Annotated in this window: 11 protein-coding genes and 1 pseudogene; 6 read left to right on the top strand and 6 right to left on the bottom strand. The window is 66.1% G+C overall.

Going from position 1 to position 18,040, the window contains the following annotated elements:
- Positions 1 to 46: 46 nt before the first annotated feature.
- The 3 genes from EJK91_RS13430 to ileS form a co-directional block, all read right to left on the bottom strand.
- Complete coding sequence (locus EJK91_RS13430) at positions 47 to 1,390, bottom strand: PPE family protein (protein WP_024443147.1); 1,344 nt, start codon at positions 1,388 to 1,390, stop codon at positions 47 to 49.
- Between the two features lie 18 nt (positions 1,391 to 1,408).
- On the bottom strand, positions 1,409 to 2,671 hold the full coding sequence (locus tag EJK91_RS13425; RefSeq protein WP_125079181.1) for a PPE family protein: 1,263 nt from the start codon (positions 2,669 to 2,671) through the stop codon (positions 1,409 to 1,411).
- A gap of 391 nt (positions 2,672 to 3,062) precedes the next feature.
- The gene (ileS, locus tag EJK91_RS13420; RefSeq protein ID WP_125079180.1) at positions 3,063 to 6,227 is read right to left on the bottom strand and encodes an isoleucine--tRNA ligase; all 3,165 of its coding nucleotides are present in this window, start codon (positions 6,225 to 6,227) and stop codon (positions 3,063 to 3,065) included.
- 281 nt (positions 6,228 to 6,508) lie between these two features.
- Here ileS and EJK91_RS13415 point away from each other — a divergent pair, with 281 nt between their 5' ends.
- The gene (locus tag EJK91_RS13415; RefSeq protein WP_024443150.1) at positions 6,509 to 7,267 is read left to right on the top strand and encodes a lipase family protein; all 759 of its coding nucleotides are present in this window, start codon (positions 6,509 to 6,511) and stop codon (positions 7,265 to 7,267) included.
- Positions 7,268 to 7,402: 135 nt separating this feature from the next.
- Here the strand turns inward: EJK91_RS13415 and EJK91_RS13405 are convergent, their stop codons facing one another.
- The 3 genes and pseudogenes from EJK91_RS13405 to EJK91_RS13395 all read right to left on the bottom strand — a co-directional run bounded on the left by EJK91_RS13405 (position 7,403) and on the right by EJK91_RS13395 (position 12,604).
- Positions 7,403 to 7,876: a hemerythrin domain-containing protein gene (locus EJK91_RS13405; RefSeq protein WP_024440389.1), complete on the bottom strand. Its 474-nt coding sequence runs from the start codon at positions 7,874 to 7,876 to the stop codon at positions 7,403 to 7,405.
- A gap of 327 nt (positions 7,877 to 8,203) precedes the next feature.
- Positions 8,204 to 11,041 (bottom strand): annotated as a pseudogene (locus EJK91_RS13400) (MMPL/RND family transporter); the annotation flags it as partial.
- Between the two features lie 75 nt (positions 11,042 to 11,116).
- Entirely contained in the window at positions 11,117 to 12,604 is a 1,488-nt protein-coding gene (locus EJK91_RS13395; protein WP_046300133.1) for a flavin-containing monooxygenase, read from the bottom strand.
- 336 nt (positions 12,605 to 12,940) lie between these two features.
- Here EJK91_RS13395 and EJK91_RS13390 point away from each other — a divergent pair, with 336 nt between their 5' ends.
- From EJK91_RS13390 to EJK91_RS13370, 5 genes are all read left to right on the top strand, one after another.
- Entirely contained in the window at positions 12,941 to 13,927 is a 987-nt protein-coding gene (locus tag EJK91_RS13390; RefSeq protein WP_024440386.1) for an AurF N-oxygenase family protein, read from the top strand.
- Between the two features lie 97 nt (positions 13,928 to 14,024).
- Complete coding sequence (locus tag EJK91_RS13385; RefSeq protein WP_046300145.1) at positions 14,025 to 14,792, top strand: phthiotriol/phenolphthiotriol dimycocerosates methyltransferase; 768 nt, start codon at positions 14,025 to 14,027, stop codon at positions 14,790 to 14,792.
- Positions 14,793 to 14,976: 184 nt separating this feature from the next.
- Positions 14,977 to 16,335 carry a cytochrome P450 gene (locus EJK91_RS13380; protein WP_125079178.1) on the top strand — a complete coding sequence of 453 codons (1,359 nt, stop codon included), beginning with the start codon at positions 14,977 to 14,979 and terminating at the stop codon, positions 16,333 to 16,335.
- The gene (locus EJK91_RS13375) at positions 16,332 to 17,156 is read left to right on the top strand and encodes an SDR family NAD(P)-dependent oxidoreductase (protein ID WP_024440383.1); all 825 of its coding nucleotides are present in this window, start codon (positions 16,332 to 16,334) and stop codon (positions 17,154 to 17,156) included. Before EJK91_RS13380 ends, EJK91_RS13375 begins: the two co-directional genes overlap by 4 nt.
- 71 nt (positions 17,157 to 17,227) lie before the next feature.
- Positions 17,228 to 18,040, top strand: coding sequence for a phthiotriol/phenolphthiotriol dimycocerosates methyltransferase (locus EJK91_RS13370; protein ID WP_024440382.1), 813 nt, complete (start codon positions 17,228 to 17,230; stop codon positions 18,038 to 18,040).

Below are 18,040 nucleotides of genomic sequence, written 5' to 3'. Positions count from 1 at the left end.
AGGGGTCCTCCTGCGACGACCGGAAGCGTAAGGCATCTGGGCTATGTCAGCCGAGTGCGGACTGCGATCCGGTGAGGGCACTGTCAGCCTCGTCGAGGACATGCACCGCATGGATTCCCGGCTTCAGGGACAGCTTGGCGACGAGCTCGTCGAGGCCGGCCTGATCGACGTTCCAATGCTGCACCACATCCGGCGTCTGCTGCAATTGCGCGATCACCTGATCGAGTGGCACCGGCGCCTCGCGGTCGGCGATGTTGGTCGACACCACACGCGCCGCCGGCGCCACTGTGCGGGTGCGGGCCGCCGGTGCACCCAGCGCACCACCGGCCGCGCTGCCCATGGCCGCCGGGGCGAGCATGCCCGGCACCGAACCCGCGGCGGGTGCGGCACTCAGTGCCGACTCGGGCAGCGATGTGGAGGCCAACTGGATCGCCGAAGTGGCACTGGCCCAGTTCGGCGGCACCGACAGCGCTCCCACCCGCATCGCACTGCCCGCTGCGGCCCCGGCGGACTTCGCCAGGCCGGCGCCGGTAGCCACTCCCGAGCTGTGCAACCCGCCGAGCGCCGACTTGGGAATCACCGGTAGCACCGCCTTGTAACCGCTGCGGAACTGGGTGATCGACATGTTGGTCGAGGCGTGAACGGTGTTGACCCATGCGGTCTGGCTGCTGGTGCCCGACAGCAGAGCCAGGTGTGACTCCAGGTAGGAGCGCACCTCCGGGCCCCCGGTCACGCCGTCGATCAGGTCCTGCCATCCCTTGGTGTAGCCCGAGGTCATCTTGTTGATCTCGGCGAGGACGTCCTGCAGGATGTCGTGCGGCGTCACCAGACCGTCGGACTCGGCACTTCCCGCCGTGCCGTTGGTGGTCTGCGGCGGCTCGGTGAACGCGGCGAGGTCGGTGGCCGCGGTCGAAGCGCCGGCATAGCCGACCATCGCGCTGACGTCCTGCGCCCACATCCGACCGTATTCGGCTTCGACCGCCGCGATCGCCGTGCTGTTCTGACCAAGGATATTGGTGGCCACCAGCGAGGCCAGCTGGCTGCGGTTGGCGGCGATCGCCGGCGGCGGCACGATCCCCGCGAAGGCAGATTCATAGGCGGCGGCAGCAGCCGATGCCTGGGCTGCGGTCTGTTCGGCCTGCGCCGCCGTGGTCTGTAGCCAGGTCACGTACGGTGCTGCGGCGGCCGCCATCGCCGCCGCCGCCGGCCCCTGCCACCCGCCGCTGAGACTCGCCAATACCGCCTGGTACGACGAGGCAGTGGCGCTCAACTCGGCGCCCAGTCCCGTCCAGGCCGCCGCGGCGGCGAAAAGTGGGTCCGCACCCGGTCCCGAGTACAACTGCCCGGAGATGATCTCCGGCGGCTGCGCTGCGAAGCTGTAAAAAACCATGAACGCGACCTACTTCCGCTATTTCGCGATCGGGGGGATGACGATGACGGTGGCGGTGGTGGCGATGTCCGGTCCCGTCTGGGTGTTGGTGACGTGGCTGATCGCACTGATCGCCCGAGTGGCGCCGGCTCCGGCGGCCTGACGGATCGGAGTACCGATGGCCCGGCCGGCCAAACTCGACAGTGCCATCTGGCCCGCCAGCAGGCCCTCGCCGTTGGCGGCCAGAGCCGGAGCCGCCTCGAGCACACTGGCCTGCAGGGCCACGGCGGCGGTCTTGACGGTCGGAACCGCGCTGGCCCAACTCGCGGGCACCGACAGTGACCCGATCAGTCCGGCCCGGCCCACCGCACTCGACACCGACGCCGGGATGGCCTGTGCACCGGTGAGCAGCGGACTGGACAGCAACGGCGACAGTGCGCCGACGATCGGCTTGGGGCTCAGCGTGCTGGTCAGGTTCCCCAGGGAGTTGGCCACGGCCGGGATGCTGATCGACATCTGGTAGATGCTGCGGGCCGAGTTGACGATGCCCGATGCGTACGGACCGTTGAAGGTGCTCAGCACCGACGACAGCGTCTTCACGACCGCCTGGTAATCCTGGAAGACCTGGGTCGGCAGCCCCATCGGATTGGTGACCAGATCCTGCAGCGCATTCGGGATCTGGGTGAGGAAGTCCGACCGAGTCGACTCTGCGCTAGACGCCGCTGCGGACTGCGCCGCGTTGTTGACCGCCGCCGACTGACCGGCCTGCCCGCCGGCATTTGTGGTCTCCGGTGGAGTGTTGAACGCGCTGAGCTGACTGGCGGTTGCAGACGAGCCCGCATAGCCGTACATCGCGGCCGCGTCCTGCGCCCACATCTCCCCGTACTGCGCCTCGGTGGCGGCGATGGCCGGCGCGTTCTGGCCCAGGAAGTTGGTCGCCACCAGCGTGGCCAGCAGGGTGCGGTTGGCGGCGATCACCGGCGGAGGCACCGTGGCGGCGAAGGCTGCTTCGTAGGCGCCGGCTGCGGCCGAGGCTTTCAGCGCGGTTTCTTCGGCACCCACCGCGGTGGCCTTCAACCACGCTGCGTACGGAGCCGCGGCTGCCGTCATCGAGGCGGCCGAGGGCCCCTTCCAGGCCGAGCCGGTCAGGTCGGCGATCACCGAGGCGAACGACGTCGCCGTGTAGTCCAGCTCGGCCGCCAACGCCGACCAGCTCGCCGCGGCGGCCAGCAACGGGGCAGACCCGGGCCCGGTATACATTCTCGCGGAATTGACTTCCGGCGGCAGCGCCCCGAAATCCATGAATCCCCTGCCCCTCTAAGCCGAGTAACGAACCGGCCCACCCGAGTCGCCTCATGCGACGATTTGCCCCGGGATTCGGCGCAATTCGGGTGGGCCAGTACCAACCGCGAACAACTGTTCGTATGGCTTGGAGGTTAATCGCGGACCAATGGTCGCCGGAAAAGAGTCAGTGCCCCGTCCGGGTCTGGACACTGCCCGGTGACCGGCCGCGTGCAGGCGGATGGCGAGGCCGCGGCGGGGGTATTTTTCCTATCTCGATCTGCACAAATGTCACCACCCGGCGGAGCCGGGGACATCGCACCGAGCCCGCGTAGCCGGCACCGGCGACCTTAAGAATCTCGCCGCGAGAAAGTCCGCCCTGGCCGGACGGACTTTTCCGGCGCCGCACTTCTCAGATCTTGGCGATGGACACCCGCACGCCGTCGCCGATTTCGGTGGCATCGATCGGGTCACCGAATTCGAAACTGGTCGCCAAGATTTCTCCGGCGATCAACTCGGCATGATTGCGTGCCCATTCCAGCCGCTGCTCGGGCACCGAGATCACCACGACGATCCGATCGGATACCTCCAGTCCGCTGCTTTTGCGCAACTCCTGCAGTTCCCGGATCCGGTCCTTTGCCCAGCCCTCGGCTTCCAGTTCGGGTGTCACGGCGCTGTCGAGCACCACCAGGCCGGCACCGTCGGGCAACGCGACGGTGTATTCGGGGTCAGCGGCCACCAGTTTGGACGTGTACTCGCTCTCGAGCAGCACCACCGGTCCCGCGCTCAGGCTGCCGTCCGCGTTGACGACGCCCTCGCCGGCCTTGACCGCTTTGATCGCGGCCTGGACGTCTTTGCCCAGCCGGGGACCGGCCACCTTCGCGTTGACCGCCAGGTCGAAGCGCCCATAGTGCGCGATGTCGTCGGTGAGCTCGACGGACTTGACGTTGAGCTCGTCGGCGATCAGGTCGGTGAACGGTGCCAACCGCTGCGGGTCGTCGACTGCGACAGTGAGTTTGGGCAGTGGCAGCCGCACCCGCAGTTGGTGCGCCTTGCGCACCGACGACGCCGCCGAACAGACCTCGCGGACCTGGTCCATCGCCGCCACCAGGGCCGCGTCGGCGGGCAGATCGCCGGCCTGCGGCCAGTCGGTCAGGTGCACCGAGCGTTCCCCGGTGACACCGCGCCAGATCACTTCGGTGGTCAGCGGCAGCAACGGCGCCGCCAGTCGTGCGGTGATCTCCAGCACGGTGTGCAAGGTGTCGATCGCGTCGGCATCCTCGTCCCAGAACCGCTGCCGGGACCGGCGGACATACCAGTTGGTCAGCGCCTCGGTGAACAGCCGAAGTTGTTCACACGCCCCAGAGATGTCACAGACATCCAGGGCCCGGGTCAGGTCGTCGCGCAGCGACGCCAGCTTGGCCAGGATGTAGCGGTCCAGGACGTGCTGCGAATCGGTGCGCCAGATCCCGGGTTTGGGGGCGTACAGGGTCAAGAAGGTGTAGGCGTTGGTCAGCGGCAACATCACCTGGCGTACACCCTCGCGAATGCCGGCCTCGGTGACGATCAGGTTTCCGCCGCGCAGAATCGGCGAGGCCATCAGGAACCAGCGCATGGCGTCGGAGCCGTCGCGGTCGAACACCTCACTCACGTCCGGGTAGTTGCGCAACGACTTGCTCATCTTCTGTCCGTCGCTGCCCAGCACGATGCCGTGCGCCACACAGGTTTTGAACGCTGGACGGTCGAAAAGCGCGGTAGCCAGGACATGCATCATGTAGAACCAGCCGCGGGTCTGACCGATGTACTCGACGATGAAGTCACCGGGGTAGTGGGCAGTCTGCCCCGCACCGCCGTCGAACCATTCGGAGTTCTCGAACGGGTAGTGCACCTGGGCGTAGGGCATCGAGCCGGAGTCGAACCAGACGTCGAGGACGTCAGGGATGCGCCGCATCGTCGAGCGGCCGGTCGGGTCGTCGGGGTTGGGCCGGGTCAGTTCATCGATGTAGGGGCGATGCAGGTTGTCCGGTCGCACCCCGAAGTCGCGCTCCAGCTCATCGAGGCTGCCATAGACGTCGATCCGCGGGTAGGCCGGGTCGTCGGACTTCCACACCGGGATCGGCGTGCCCCAGTAGCGGTTTCGAGAGATCGACCAGTCGCGGGCACCGCGCAGCCAGTTGCCGAAGATCCCATCCTTGATGTGCTCGGGGTACCAGGTGATCTGCTCGTTGAGTTCGACCATCCGGTCCCGGAACTGCGTGACCCGGACGAACCACGACGACACCGCCTTGTAGATCAGCGGGTTGCGGCAGCGCCAGCAGTGCGGGTACGGGTGCTCGTAGGTCTCGTGGCGGACCAGCACCGCGCCGTTGGCCGCGGCCGGCCCGGTGCCGTTCTTGAGGTCGGCGATGATCGCCTTGTTGGCGTCGAAGACATGCTGACCGGCGTAGTCGGCAACGGTGGCATCGAAGCGGCCCTTGGCGTCCACCGGAGTGACCGGGGTGATGCCGGCCGGGTCGGTGGTGTTCTTGTCGTCCTCGCCGTAGGCGGGCGCCAGGTGCACGATGCCGGTGCCGTCCTCGGTGGACACGAAGTCGGCGGCGAGCACCCGGAAGCCAGGCCCCTGATCGCTGCGATCGTAGAAATACGGGAACGGCGGCGCATAGCGCACCCCGAGCAGGTCCGACCCGCGGTAGCTGCTCAGCACGTGCGGCTGTTCCCCCTCGCCCAACCCGAGCTCGCGTGCGTAGGACCCCAGCCGCGCCTCGGCCAGCAGGTAGCGCCGCTCCCCTGCCGCCACCAGCACATAGGTCACATCCGGGTTGACCGCCACCGCCTGGTTCGACGGCAAGGTCCACGGAGTGGTGGTCCACACCAACAGGTGAGCACCCTCGAGTTCACCGGCAGCTCCCCCGCCGACGATCTGGAACCCGACCGTCAGCGCCGGGTCCTGGCGGCTCTTATAGACGTCGTCGTCCATCCGCAGCTCGTGGTTGGACAGTGGGGTCTCGTCGCGCCAGCAGTACGGCAGCACCCGGTAGCCCTCGTAGGCCAAGCCCTTGTCCCAGAGCTGCTTGAAGGCCCACAGCACCGACTCCATGAACGGCAGGTCGAGGGTCTTGTAGTCGTTGTCGAAGTCCACCCAGCGCGCCTGGCGGGTGACGTAGGCCTGCCACTCGGACGTGTAGCGCAGCACCGACTCCCGGCAGGCCTGGTTGAACGCGGCGATGCCCATGGCGTCGATCTGGGACTTGTCGGTGATACCGAGTTGGCGCTCCACCTCCAGCTCGGCCGGGAGCCCGTGGGTGTCCCAGCCGAAGCGGCGCTCCACCTTGTAGCCGCGCATGGTGCGGTAGCGGGGCACGATGTCCTTGACGTAGCCGGTCAGCAGATGCCCATAGTGCGGCAGGCCGTTGGCGAACGGTGGCCCGTCGTAGAACACATATTCTTGCGCCCCGTCGCGGTTGGCGATGCTGGCTCGGAAGGTGTCGTCGGCGGCCCAGTAGTCCAGGACGGCGGCTTCAGCCGCCGGGAAGTCGGGGGCGCCGGCGGCCGGCTTCGGATAGCTGCGTTCGCTCACGGTGTGTTGTCTCCCAAGGGCCCGGCCCGGGGACGACGCCGCGCGGTTGCGCGAGCGCCGCGGTACCACCCCGCTTGCCGCGCTCCCGTGCCGGGGCGCGACCGCTCGATGTAAGGCTGTGACGGGCCGTCCCGTTCGGTTCTACTGAGCCTGCCGCTGGGCGGTGTAGCTGTTCTTCCGAAGGCTCCCCGGTGATTGCCGGTTCAATGCCGTTGGTGAGGAGTCTAAATCCTGCCGCCGGCACCCACTCTGGCAGGGCTGGGGCTTCTACACTGTTCAACGTGGCCTTCAGCCCGTCGTACGCCCGCGACGTGGTGCTGCCGCTGGCGTCGGCGGCCAACACCGTGATGTCCGGCGCAGCGCCTACGCTGCCGCCCGGCTTCAACCAGACCGCCCTGATCAAGGCCGACCGGGCTCACCTGGCCGCGCTGCCCGCGCAGCATCCCGCGACGGCGATGGCCAAGGACACCAACATCTTTGGACTGATGGGCCACGACACTGCCAGTGGTACCGCGTTCATCGCGTTTCGCGGCAGCGCCGACGTGGCCGACTGGATCGCCGATTTCGACTTCGTCCCGGCCCCCTACACGCCGGTGGTGGGATTCGGCCAGGTGCACGCCGGCTTCCAGGACATCTACGGCTGCGTCCGTGCCTCCATTGCCGCCAAGCTGCCCGCAGCGACCAGCGGGTGCAGCCAGATCCTGATCACCGGGCACAGCCTCGGAGGCGCGTTGGCCGTGCTGGCCGCACCGGACGTCGCTCAGGGGATGCCCCCGAACACCGTCGAGCCGCGGCTGACCACCTTCGGTGGCCCACGCGTCGGCGTGCCCGATTTCAAGGCCGCGTTCGATGCCGCCATCGAATGCTGTTACCGCGTGGTGAATTTCCTCGACATCGTCCCGCTGGTGCCGCCCGCGCCGTATGTGCACGTAGGCGCGGAGGTAGCCGTGGATAGCGGTGGTGCGATCGACATCGGATGGCGGCACAGCCTGGCCGCCTATCACGCCGGCCTCTCGGCGCTCATCGCTCGCGAAGCCTGAACCGCGGGGCCGATTCGGCGGTCCCAGCTTCGCCTCTCCTTCGTCGAGCCTCGCTGAACCGCCGGGCCGATTCGGCGGTCCCAGCTTCGCCTCTCCTTCGTCGAGCCTCGCTGAACCGCCGGGCTTAGATGCGGCTCAGGCCGCCCCTCGTGCGCAGGTCCACCCGTCGGGCATCCGGCCGGCGGCAAGAAATTCGGCCACTTCGGCGGCCACTTCCGGTGCCAGCCCGGTGTCGGCGGCCGGGTAGATCACCGGCTCCTCCACCTTGTTGTGGTCGGCCAACTGGTCCAGCAGCCGGCAACAGGCGCCGCGCAGGGTGGCATGATCGGCGCCGGCACGCGTCAGATCGTCGAGAGCGTTCATAGTGCGCCAGATCTCGCCATGGCCTCGGATCATCCCGAAGACCGCCATCATGTGGGCTCCGCTGCTGATCGGCGGGAACAGCAACTGTTCCTCCAGGTAGATGTGGCGTCGCAGCACAGCCAAAGTGGCGCTGAGGCCGTCGACGTCGACCCTGCCGGCCTCCAGGTCCTCCAGGAAGGCTCTGATCCCGGCGTCGATCTGCAGATGCTCACGCTCCAACGCCGCAGAAAGGGCTGCATCGGACATATCTGGCGCTCCCTCCGAGCGGTTCAACAGACGCCGGTGGGCATCGTCGAGCACCCCATCAGACCCCGCGAATCATTTCTACAATCGGGGCTCGTGCAAATCTAGCCCACGCGGTGCCGCGCTGACCAGAGCCGGTTCGGCTCCGGCTCAGTGGTCGGTCTCTTCCTCCGGCGGCTGGATCGAGGCCAGCACCTCGGTGGATCGATCTTCAGTGGGCCGCTCTTCGTCCGTCGGCCGGCCGGACAGCTCCGGGAACGCCGTGGCGACCATGTCCTCGAATGTCCGATCATGCGCTACGGATTTGCCTTGGGTGGCGGCGGCCGCGGCCGGCACCGCGACCGGCAGCGCCCGCGGGGGGTGCTCTCGCACGTTCAGTGGCCACCAGAACCATCGCCCCAGCAGCGCCGCCATCGACGGCATCATGAATGAGCGCACCACCAGGGTGTCGAACAGCAGACCGAGCCCGATGGTGGTGCCCACCTGACCCACCACCCGCAGATCACTGACGAGCATGGACGCCATGGTGAAGGCGAACACCAGCCCGGCCGCTGTGACGACCTTGCCGGTACCACCCATGGTGCGGATGATGCCGGTCTTGAGTCCGGCGCCCATCTCCTCTTTGAACCGAGCGACGAGCAGCAGGTTGTAGTCACAGCCCACCGCCAACAAGATGATCACCGACATCACCAGCACGAGCCAGTGCAGGTTGATGCCGAAGATGTACTGCCACAGCAGTACCGACAACCCGAACGACGCCCCCAGCGAGGCCAGCACCGTCCCGACGATCACCACGGAGGCGATGAAGCTTCGAGTGATCAGCAACATGATGATGAAAATGATTGCCAGCGAGGTGATTCCGGCGATCAGCAGGTCGTAGTCGGCGGTGCCCTGCAAGTCGTTGAAGAGCGCTGCGGTGCCCGCCACGTAGACCTTGGCGCCAGACAGCGGGGTGCCCTTCAACGACTCGGTGGCGGCCTTCTTGATCAGATTGACCCGCGCCATGCCCTCCGGGGTCGCCGGGTAGCCATCGTGCGTGACGAAGAACCGCGCGGCGTGTCCGTCCGGCGACAGGAACAGCTGGATCACGCGCTTGAAGTCCGGGTTGTCGAAGGCTTCCCGCGGGAGATAGAACGAGTCGTCGCTCTTCGCCGCGTCGAAGTCCTGGCCCATCGCTGCGGAGTCGCCGCCGACCTCCTCGATCTGCGCCATGATGCCCGACATGGTGCTGTGCAACGTCAGCATCATCGTCTGCAGGCTGCGAAGTGCCGCGATCTGCGCCGGCATCATCTCCAGTAGCTGGGGCGTCACCACATCGATGTTGCTCATGTCCGGCGCCAGCTCATTGATCTTGTCGGTGAGCAGCAGGGTGCCGTCCATCGACGCATACGCCGCGCGCAGCGACAAGCAGGTCGAGTCGCTGCCGCAATTCTGTTGCTTCTCAACCGATTCCCGAAGCGCCTTGGAATTCTGGTTCAGGTCGGTGATGTCGCCGCGCACCTGCTGAGCCAGGTCCATCGCCTCGCGCGAGACACCGGTCGCGTGCTGGGTGCTGGTGCCCAACTGCTGCATCAGCGCGTACATCCGCTGTAGCGAGGCGATGGTTCCCTCGAGGTCGTCGGCCTGCTGGCGCATGTCGGCCACCCGGCTCTTGACGAAGTCAAGGTTCTGCATCTGCCCGGCGTTCTGCATGCTGAGCAGGAACGGAATCGAGGTGTGACCGAGCGGGGTGCCCTCCGGGCGGGTCACGCCCTGCACCATGGCAACGCCCTCGACGGCAAAGATGCTCTTGGCCAGCTTGTTGAGCACCAGGAAGTCCGCGGAGTTGCGCATGTCGTGATCGGACTCGACCAACACCACCTCGGGGAGCAGGCGCGATTCCGGGAAGTGTCGCGCCGCAGCGGCCCAGCCAAGGTTGGCGGGAGTGTCCTGCGGGATGAACGACGGGTCTTTGTAACTGACTTTGTAGCCCGGCAGCGCGAGCAGGCCAATAAGCGCGATCGAGCAGGCGGCCAAGAAGATCGGAGCCGGCCAGCGCACGATCGCGGTGCCCACCTTGCGCCAGCCGCGATCGGACATCTTGCGGCGGGGTTCGAGCAGACCGTGACGCGTGGCGATGGCCAGGACCGCCGGAACCAGCGTCAGCGCGATCGCCACCGCGACCAGCATGCCGACCGCGCAGGGCGCGCCCATGGTTTGGAAGACCGGCAATCGGGTGAAGCTCAGACAGAATGTGGCGCCGGCGATGGTCAGGCCCGAAGCGAGCACCACGTGGGCGACCCCGCGATAGGTGGTGAAGTACGCGGTCTCCGGGTCTTCGCCGGCATGGCGGGCTTCGTGATAGCGGCCGATGAAGAAGATGCCGTAGTCGGTGCCGGCGGCGATCGCCAAGGTGACCAGGATGTTGATCGCGAATGTGGACAGACCGATCAGGCCGTAATGCCCCAGGACGGCGACGATTCCGCGCGCCGCGGCCAGCTCGATCCCGACCACGGCCAACAACAGCGCGACGGTGCTGAATGATCGGTAGAGCAGCAACAGCATCAGCGAAATCACCGAGACGGTGGCCACCAGGATCTTGAGCACCGCTCGGTCGCCGCTGGTGTTCATGTCGGTGACCATCGGCGCCGGGCCGGTGACGTATGCCCGGACCCCGGGCGGAGCGGGTGTGCGGGCCACGACGTCGCGGACCGCCTCGACCGAATCGTTGGCCAGCGCCTCGCCCTGGTTTCCGGCGAGGTTCAGCTGCACCAACGCGGCTTTGCCATCCGAACTTTGGGCGCCACCCGCGGTCAGCGGGTCACCCCAGAAGTCCTGAATGTGTTGCACGTGTGTGGTGTCGGCGTTGAGCTGGGCGATCAGCTCGTTGTAGTAGTGGTGAGCGGCGTCGCCGAGCGGCTCGTCGCCTTCGATGACGATCATCGCCGCGCTGTCGGTGTTGGACTCCGCGAAGACATGCCCCAGCCGTGCCATCGCCTGAATCGACGGTGAGTCTTTGGCGCTCAACGACACCGGATGTTCCTTGGCGACCTGCTCCAGCGGCGGCACGGCGACGCTCACCAATACGGTGAGGGCCACCCAGCCCAGGATTATCGGCAAGGCGAAGCGACGAACGAATGCGGCCACGGACGACCCGCCCCCCTGGATCAGGTGATGTGTAGGCGTCATTGTCTGATGCCCCTCATCCGACATTTTGCCCAAACGATCACTGTAACCCCCTGTTCAGGACCGTAGCAGCGGAAATTATCCGATCTGGTAGTCCGAGAGCGGGAAGTGATCCTGCTCCTTCACGGCGCTGCGCACCGAGGTCGGACGGAAGAGTGGCGCCTCCCCGGTGGTCTGGTTGAACCAGTAGGAATTCGATGTCGCGCAGTTGCCCAGGTGGAACACCGAGTTGTCCAGCAGGCTCATCATCCGCTCGTAGAAGCGGGTGTTGGCCTCCTCGGTGACCTCGAACGTCTGCGCCTGACGCCGCCGCACCTCACCGAACAGCCGATTCATGTGCCGGGTCTGGTACTCCACGGTGTTGAACCAGGACAACCCGACCCAGGAGAACGGGCTGGCCATGTTGATGAAGTTCGGGAACTGTGGGGCCGTCATGCCCTGATAGGCCTGGAAACGGGTCTCACGCCACCATTTGCCCAGGTTGCGCCCGCCGCGACCGATCACCTCGATCGCCGGCAGGTTACCCTCCCAGACGTCGTATCCCGTCGCCAGCACCAAGGTGTCGATCTCGCGCTTGGTGCCGTCCCGCGCCACGATGCCGTCGGGTTCGATCCGCTCGATCCCCTCGGTCACGAGGTGCACATTCGGCCTGGCGAACGTCGGGTAGTAGTCGTTGGAGATCGACGGACGCTTACAGCCGAAGTCGAAATCGGGCCGCATCTTCTCGGCGAGTTCACGATCCCGCACCGCCCGGCGCCGATGCCGCGCCGATTGGGCCGCCATCGCCTTGTTGAGGAACTTGAAGCGCCGGTAGCGCCACATGGTCAGGACCATCATGAAATCCGTGGTGTTGTCGGTCAGCCACCGCACGATGCGCTGAGTGAACGGCACCCGGGCGAACATCCGCTGCACCACGGGCGGGAACACCACGTCGGACTTGGGGGTCACCAGGATCGGGGTGCGCTGATACACCGTCAGGTCGGCGACCTCTTTGGCCAACTCGGGGATCACCTGGATCCCGGTGGACCCGGTTCCGATGACGGCCGCCCGACGGCCCGCCATCGAGTACTCGTGGTCCCACTGCGCGGTGTGGACGATATGGCCGGCGAACGACTCGATGCCGGGGATCTCCGGGATCTTGGGCTGGCACAGGAAGCCGGTGGCAACGATGAGGAACTGCGAGGTCAGCGTCTCACCGCCGGCCAGCGAGGTCCGCCACAGTTTGGCGTCCTCATCCCACTGGGCGCCGTCGACGGTCGTGTTGAAGCGCATGAAACGCGTGACGTCATACTTGTCGGCCACATGCTCGGCGTAGGCCTGGACCTCATTGCCGGGGGCAAACAGTCGCGACCAGTAGGGGTTGGGTTCGAACCAGTAGGAATAAGTAGTAGAGGGCTGATCGACGGAGAGCCCCGGGTAGTGGTTGACCCGCCATGTTCCGCCGAGCCCATCCAGCCGGTCGACGATCACGATGTTGTCGTAGCCCAGCTTGTTGAGTTGGATGGCCGCACCGATGCCGCCGAAGCCCGCGCCCACGATGACGGCGTCATATTGCTGGGTCCCCATAAGGAGAACACGCTACCCCAACGCCGCAATATATCGCTGTACGTGCAGGTCAGCCCGATTTCCGGCGGCCCTCGACCGGAAGATAAAGTAATGGCTGCCGGCTGGTACCAACATGATGCCGATCACACTCAAGTGGACGGTTAAACCTTACTGTTTTGCCAAACTTGACGGTAAGCTTCGGCTCGGCTACGCCCCATGAGGTGCGTGCCAGGAAAAGGGGAATGGGTCCGTATGCCGACCGTCGTGATCGACATCTGCTGGTTGCTGGCCGGCTCGATTGCCGTCGCGTCGGTGCCCTATGCCCTTTTCTACTTCGTTCGACGGCTGAAGAACGCCATGTACGTCGGGGGCGACGCGGCTTACGGCGAAACCTTGGCGACGCTGTCCGAAAGTTCGGTGCGACGCAATTTCAACCCGTACGTGGACATCGACTGGAATGATCCCGAACTCGCGGTCAAGACGGACGACTCCCGTTGGGTGCTGTCAGGAGCGGACCCGCTGGGCCGCCACCCGTGGTACCAGGCGCAGCCCCTGGAAAAGAAGATCGCGATCGGCATGTGGCGTCAGGCCAACATGGCCAAGGTCGGCGTGCAGTTCGAGGGCATTCTGGTGCGCGGCCTGATGCACTACACGTTCTGGGTTCCCAACGGCTCGCCGGAGTACCGCTACTGCCTGCACGAGTGCATCGAGGAATGCAACCACACGCTGATGTTCCAGGAGCTGGTGAACCGCATCGGCGTCGATGTCCCGGGCATGCCGCGGTGGCTGCGCCTGCTCTCCCCGATCGTGCCGCTGTACGCCGGACCGTTGCCCAACTCGTTCTTCTTCGGGGTCCTGGCGGGCGAGGTCCCGTTCGATTACCTGCAGACCCTTGCCCTTCGGGAAGAGGACAGTGTCCCGGAGATCGTCCGGAGGATGATCGGAATCCACGTCGCCGAAGAGGCCCGGCACATCTCGTTCGCCCACCAGTACCTGCAGCGGCGGGTGCCACGGCTGTGGTGGAGCAGCCGGTTCATGCTCTCGCTCTATGTGCCCGTCGTCATGCGCATGCTCGGGCAGGCGATGGTGGTGCCGCCCCGCAAATTCTTCCGCGAGTTCGATGTTCCCAAGTCGGCGCGCAAGAAGTGGTTCTTCGGCAACCCGGACGCACGCCAGACCTGGCGGGACATGTTCGCCGATGTGCGGATGGTCTGCCATGAACTCGGACTGATGAATCCCGCGGCGCGGTTGATGTGGCGCATCTGCAAGATTGACGGTGCGCCGTCGCGGTACCGCGGCGAGCCGCAACGCGCGCAGTTGCCGGCGCAGCTCACCGAGGTCTGAAGCTCCGTCTGCGCTGTGCCATACTTTCGGTATGGTGCGTTCCCCATCTGAGACCTTGGAAAAAGTCGGCGCCGATCTGGTGTACCGCATCTCGGCGATGCCGCTGTACAAGAAGGCCTTCAAGTACTGGTACCCGTTCATGACCAAGCGCATGGGACACGACGACGTCGTCTTCCTCAACTGGGGCTATGAGCAGGACCCGCCGCTGGGCCTGAAGCTCGACGAGGCCGACGAAGAGAACCGGTACTCAATCCAGCTCTACCACCAGACCGCCACCCAGATCGACCTGGCCGGCAAGAACGTGCTCGAAGTCAGCTCCGGCCACGGCGGCGGCGCCTCCTTTCTAGCCCGCACCCTCAAGCCCGCCTCTTACACCGGCCTGGACTTCAACCCGGACGGTGTCGCCTTCTGTCAGCAGCGCCACCAGGTGCCGGGGCTGGACTTCGTGCAGGGTGACGCACTTAACCTGCCGTTCCCGGACAACTCGTTCGACGCGGTGGTCAACGTCGAGGCGTCGCACATCTACCCCGACTTCGCCCAGTTCGTCCGCGAAGTGGGACGGGTGCTGCGTCCCGGTGGGCACTTCCTGCACACCGACTTCCGCGCCAAGGAAGACATCGAGTCCTGGCAGCAGACCCTGGCCACCCCGCCGCTGCGGTTGGTCAACGAGCGCGACATCAGCCGCGAGGTCGTTCGCGGCCTGGCGGCCAACTCGCCCCGCTCCAACGACCTGATCAACGAGCGGATGCCGTTCTTCCTGCGCCGCTTCGCCCGGGAGTTCGCCGTGGTGGAGGGTTCGCTGTTCTACCGCGATCTGGACCGCGGCGAGATCACCTACCGCATTTTCGACCTCGTCAAAGACTGAGGACACCGCGTCGAAGCGCCGGAGCGAGTCGGGACTGAGGTCCCCGCGCTCCGGCGCTTCTTTCGTGACCGACGTCCCTGCAGGCGACGGCGGCCACCGGGCTAGGGTGGCGGCTAGCCACCCGCGGGCCAGGCGCGGGCCAATCGCGCTCCACACCCGACGATCCTGAGGAGGGGCTCGCCAGATGGACCAGAAGGAACTGACGCGTCGGCTTCGCTTTCGCGCCAGCCTGCTCAAGATCGGCACCGACGGGCTCATCGGGGTGGCTCGCGACCGGGCAACCGCCTACCGGTATGTGCTGACCCGACGCGAAACCGCGCCGCTGACCGACTTCGACCCGTTCGCCCCCGAGACGATGCACGATCCCTACCCGGGATATCGCACGCTGCTGTCCGGTCCGAAGGTCTGGTACAGCCGCAAGCGCGGCATCTGGATCATCCCGGGCTACGACGAGGTCCGCCAGGCGTTGCGCGACGACGAGGCGCTGTCGTCGGCGGAGAGCCAGGCCCGCTTCCGGGTCCGCCTGCAGACCATGAACGCCACCGACCCGCCGGTGCACACCCGGCTGCGCCGGTCGGTGTCTCGTGCCTTCACCCCCCGCGCGATGAAGTCGTGGGAGATCAACATTAATCGTGCCGCCGACGAGCTCGTCGCCGCGATGATCAAGCGCGGACGCGTCGAGATCGTGGCCGATCTGGCCAAGCCGCTGCCCAACCGGCTGATCACCATGATGCTGGCAATACCGCAGGAAGACCGGCACCAGTTCCTGGAATGGGCGGACACCATCAATGAGGCCGCGTTCGCACCGCTGAACCTGCGTGGGATGGCGATGAACATGCGCTCGAGCCAGGCGGTCATCGCGATGCACCGCAGCCTCGATCCGATGATCAAGGCGCGCCGCGCGGAATCCGGCGACGACCTGATCTCGATGCTGGCGGCGCCCAGCGGTGTGGACACGCTCTCCGACGACGAGGTCTTCTGGACGGCGTCCATGCTGGTCGGCGCCGGTAGTGAGACCACGACGAACCTGATCTCGGGTCTGTTTCTGACGCTGGCGCAGCGTCCGGACGTCTACACCCGGCTACGCGAACACCCTGAGCTGATCCCCGCCGCGATCGAAGAGCAACTGCGACTGGTCTCCCCGGTCCAGGGTTTCTACCGGACCGCAACCCGCGACTACCGGGTCGGCGACCACACCATTCCGGCCGGCGCGCGAGTGCTGATCCTGTACGCGGCCGCCAATCGGGACCCGGCGCACTACCCAGATCCTGACACCTTCGACCTGGACCGCAATCCGACCGATCACCTGGCGTTCGGCGGCGGCGCGCACTATTGCCTGGGCACCCACCTGACCCGCATCGAAGTCAGCCGGGTGCTGACGCAGCTGATCCCCCACGTCAAGGCCATCCGACTGGCCGGGGAGTATCGCTACCTGGTCAATGCGACCATGCGCGGTCTGGAGCACCTGCCCATCGAGTTGGTGCCTGCCGAGTCCGGCGCGGACCCCGCGCCCGTGCACTCCGGGAACACCGGCACCCGATGACCCCGGTAGCGCTGGTCACCGGGGCGACGAGCGGGATCGGCGAGGCGACCGCAGATCGACTACAGTCCGCCGGCTACCGCGTTTTCGCGGTGGGCCGTAACCCCGAAGCGCTGCAACGTCTTTCGCAACGCGGGCTGATCGCCCGCGCCCTGGACGTCACCGATGAGGTTGCGGTCGACCAGCTCATCGCGGAGATCACCGCCGAACACGGCGGGGTCGATGTTCTGGTCAACAGCGCCGGATTTCCCCTGACGTGTCCGCTCGAACAAGTGGCTCTCGATGACCTGCGCAGATTGTTCGAAACCAATGTCGTTGCGACACTTCACTTAGCTCAAGCGGTCCTGCCGAGAATGCGCCAGCGCGGGGCCGGCGTGATCGTCAACATCGGCAGCACCGGCGGACGTTTCGCCAGTCCGGGGGCCGGCGGCTACCACGTGGTCAAGTACGGCATGGAGGCGCTGTCGCTCTCGCTGCGCGCCGAAGTCGCGCCGTTCGGAGTGCGAGTGGTGCTGCTGGACCCGACAGCGGTGCGGACTCCGTTCGTCACCTCGCAACAAGAGGCACGACCGTCGTACGCCGAGGATGATCCCTACGGCAGCTTCAAGATCCGCTACGCGGACAACACTCGTGAACTCTCCAATAAGAGCGGCGTGATGATCGAACCCGACGTGGTCGCGCGTGCCGTGTTACGCGTGGTCCGGGCCAAGAATCCCAAGCCGCGCTATGTGGTCGGGCTCTCCGGCAAGGCGACCGTGCTGGCGCGAGCGATGTTGACCGATCGGATGTGGGAACGAATTCTGATGCGCGGTCTACGCGACTGAGGATGTCGCTGTCCTGGGACCCGGCCACGGCGGGCCCTCCAGAATCGTGAGATACTTTTTCGATGGTCACGATGAACCGCCTGATCTTCAATCCGGTATCCCACCGCGTCATGACGAACCCGTTCGTCTACCACCTGTTGTTCACGTCTTTCGTGACCAAGCGGTTCTCCACCCAGACCAAGATGCTCAGCGGCGACGACTGGTTGTTCCTCAACTACGGCTATGAAGAGGACCCGCCGATGGCGGTGCCCCTGGAGGCGTCCGACGAACCCAACCGGTTCTTCATCCAGCAGTACCACCGCACCGCCGCCCTGACTGATCTGGCCGGCAAGAAGGTGCTCGAGGTGAGCTGTGGCCACGGCGGCGGCGCGTCGTATGTCGCCCGCACTTTCAAGCCCGCCTCCTACACCGGCCTGGACCTCAACGAGACCGCCATCGAGTTCTGCCGGGAACGCCACCAGCTGCCCGGGATGGACTTCGTGCAGGGTGACGCGGAGAACCTGCCCTTCGAAGACGGCTCGTTCGACGTGGTGTTCCAAGTGGAGGCATCGCACCTGTATCCGCACCCGGCCAAGTTCTTCAACGGCGCGGCACGGGTGCTGGCCCCGGGCGGTCACTTCCTCTACACCGATTTCCGTCGGCGCAGCGAGCTGGCCCGCTGGGATGCCGAGCTGGCCGACACCGGTCTGCGGCTGGTGTCGCAGGAGGACATCAGCATGGACGTGCTGCGCGGAAACGAGAAGAATCTGGCCCGCAAGCAGGACATGATCGCCCACCACGGTGGTCTGGCCCGCTTCGCCAGCGCCGCAACCGACTGGACCTTCAACGGCGCCCTGAAGAACGGCGAGTTCGTCTACCGCCTGTACCACTTCACCAAGGACTGA

The sequence above is a fragment of the Mycobacterium sp. P7213 genome, from assembly GCF_900604305.1.
Lineage (GTDB): Bacteria > Actinomycetota > Actinomycetes > Mycobacteriales > Mycobacteriaceae > Mycobacterium.
This window is presented reverse-complemented; position numbering and strand designations above follow the sequence as displayed.

Excerpts from the sequence above, each read along its gene's own strand:
- EJK91_RS13430 (WP_024443147.1), bottom strand. The coding sequence starts at position 1,390 with ATGGTTTTTTACAGCTTCGCAGCGCAGCCGCCGGAGATCATCTCCGGG.
- EJK91_RS13425 (WP_125079181.1), bottom strand. The coding sequence starts at position 2,671 with ATGGATTTCGGGGCGCTGCCGCCGGAAGTCAATTCCGCGAGAATGTAT.
- EJK91_RS13405 (WP_024440389.1), bottom strand. The coding sequence starts at position 7,876 with ATGTCCGATGCAGCCCTTTCTGCGGCGTTGGAGCGTGAGCATCTGCAG.
- EJK91_RS13395 (WP_046300133.1), bottom strand. The coding sequence starts at position 12,604 with ATGGGGACCCAGCAATATGACGCCGTCATCGTGGGCGCGGGCTTCGGC.
- EJK91_RS13390 (WP_024440386.1), top strand. The coding sequence starts at position 12,941 with ATGTACGTCGGGGGCGACGCGGCTTACGGCGAAACCTTGGCGACGCTG.
- EJK91_RS13385 (WP_046300145.1), top strand. The coding sequence starts at position 14,025 with ATGCCGCTGTACAAGAAGGCCTTCAAGTACTGGTACCCGTTCATGACC.
- EJK91_RS13380 (WP_125079178.1), top strand. The coding sequence starts at position 14,977 with ATGGACCAGAAGGAACTGACGCGTCGGCTTCGCTTTCGCGCCAGCCTG.
- EJK91_RS13375 (WP_024440383.1), top strand. The coding sequence starts at position 16,332 with ATGACCCCGGTAGCGCTGGTCACCGGGGCGACGAGCGGGATCGGCGAG.
- EJK91_RS13370 (WP_024440382.1), top strand. The coding sequence starts at position 17,228 with ATGAACCGCCTGATCTTCAATCCGGTATCCCACCGCGTCATGACGAAC.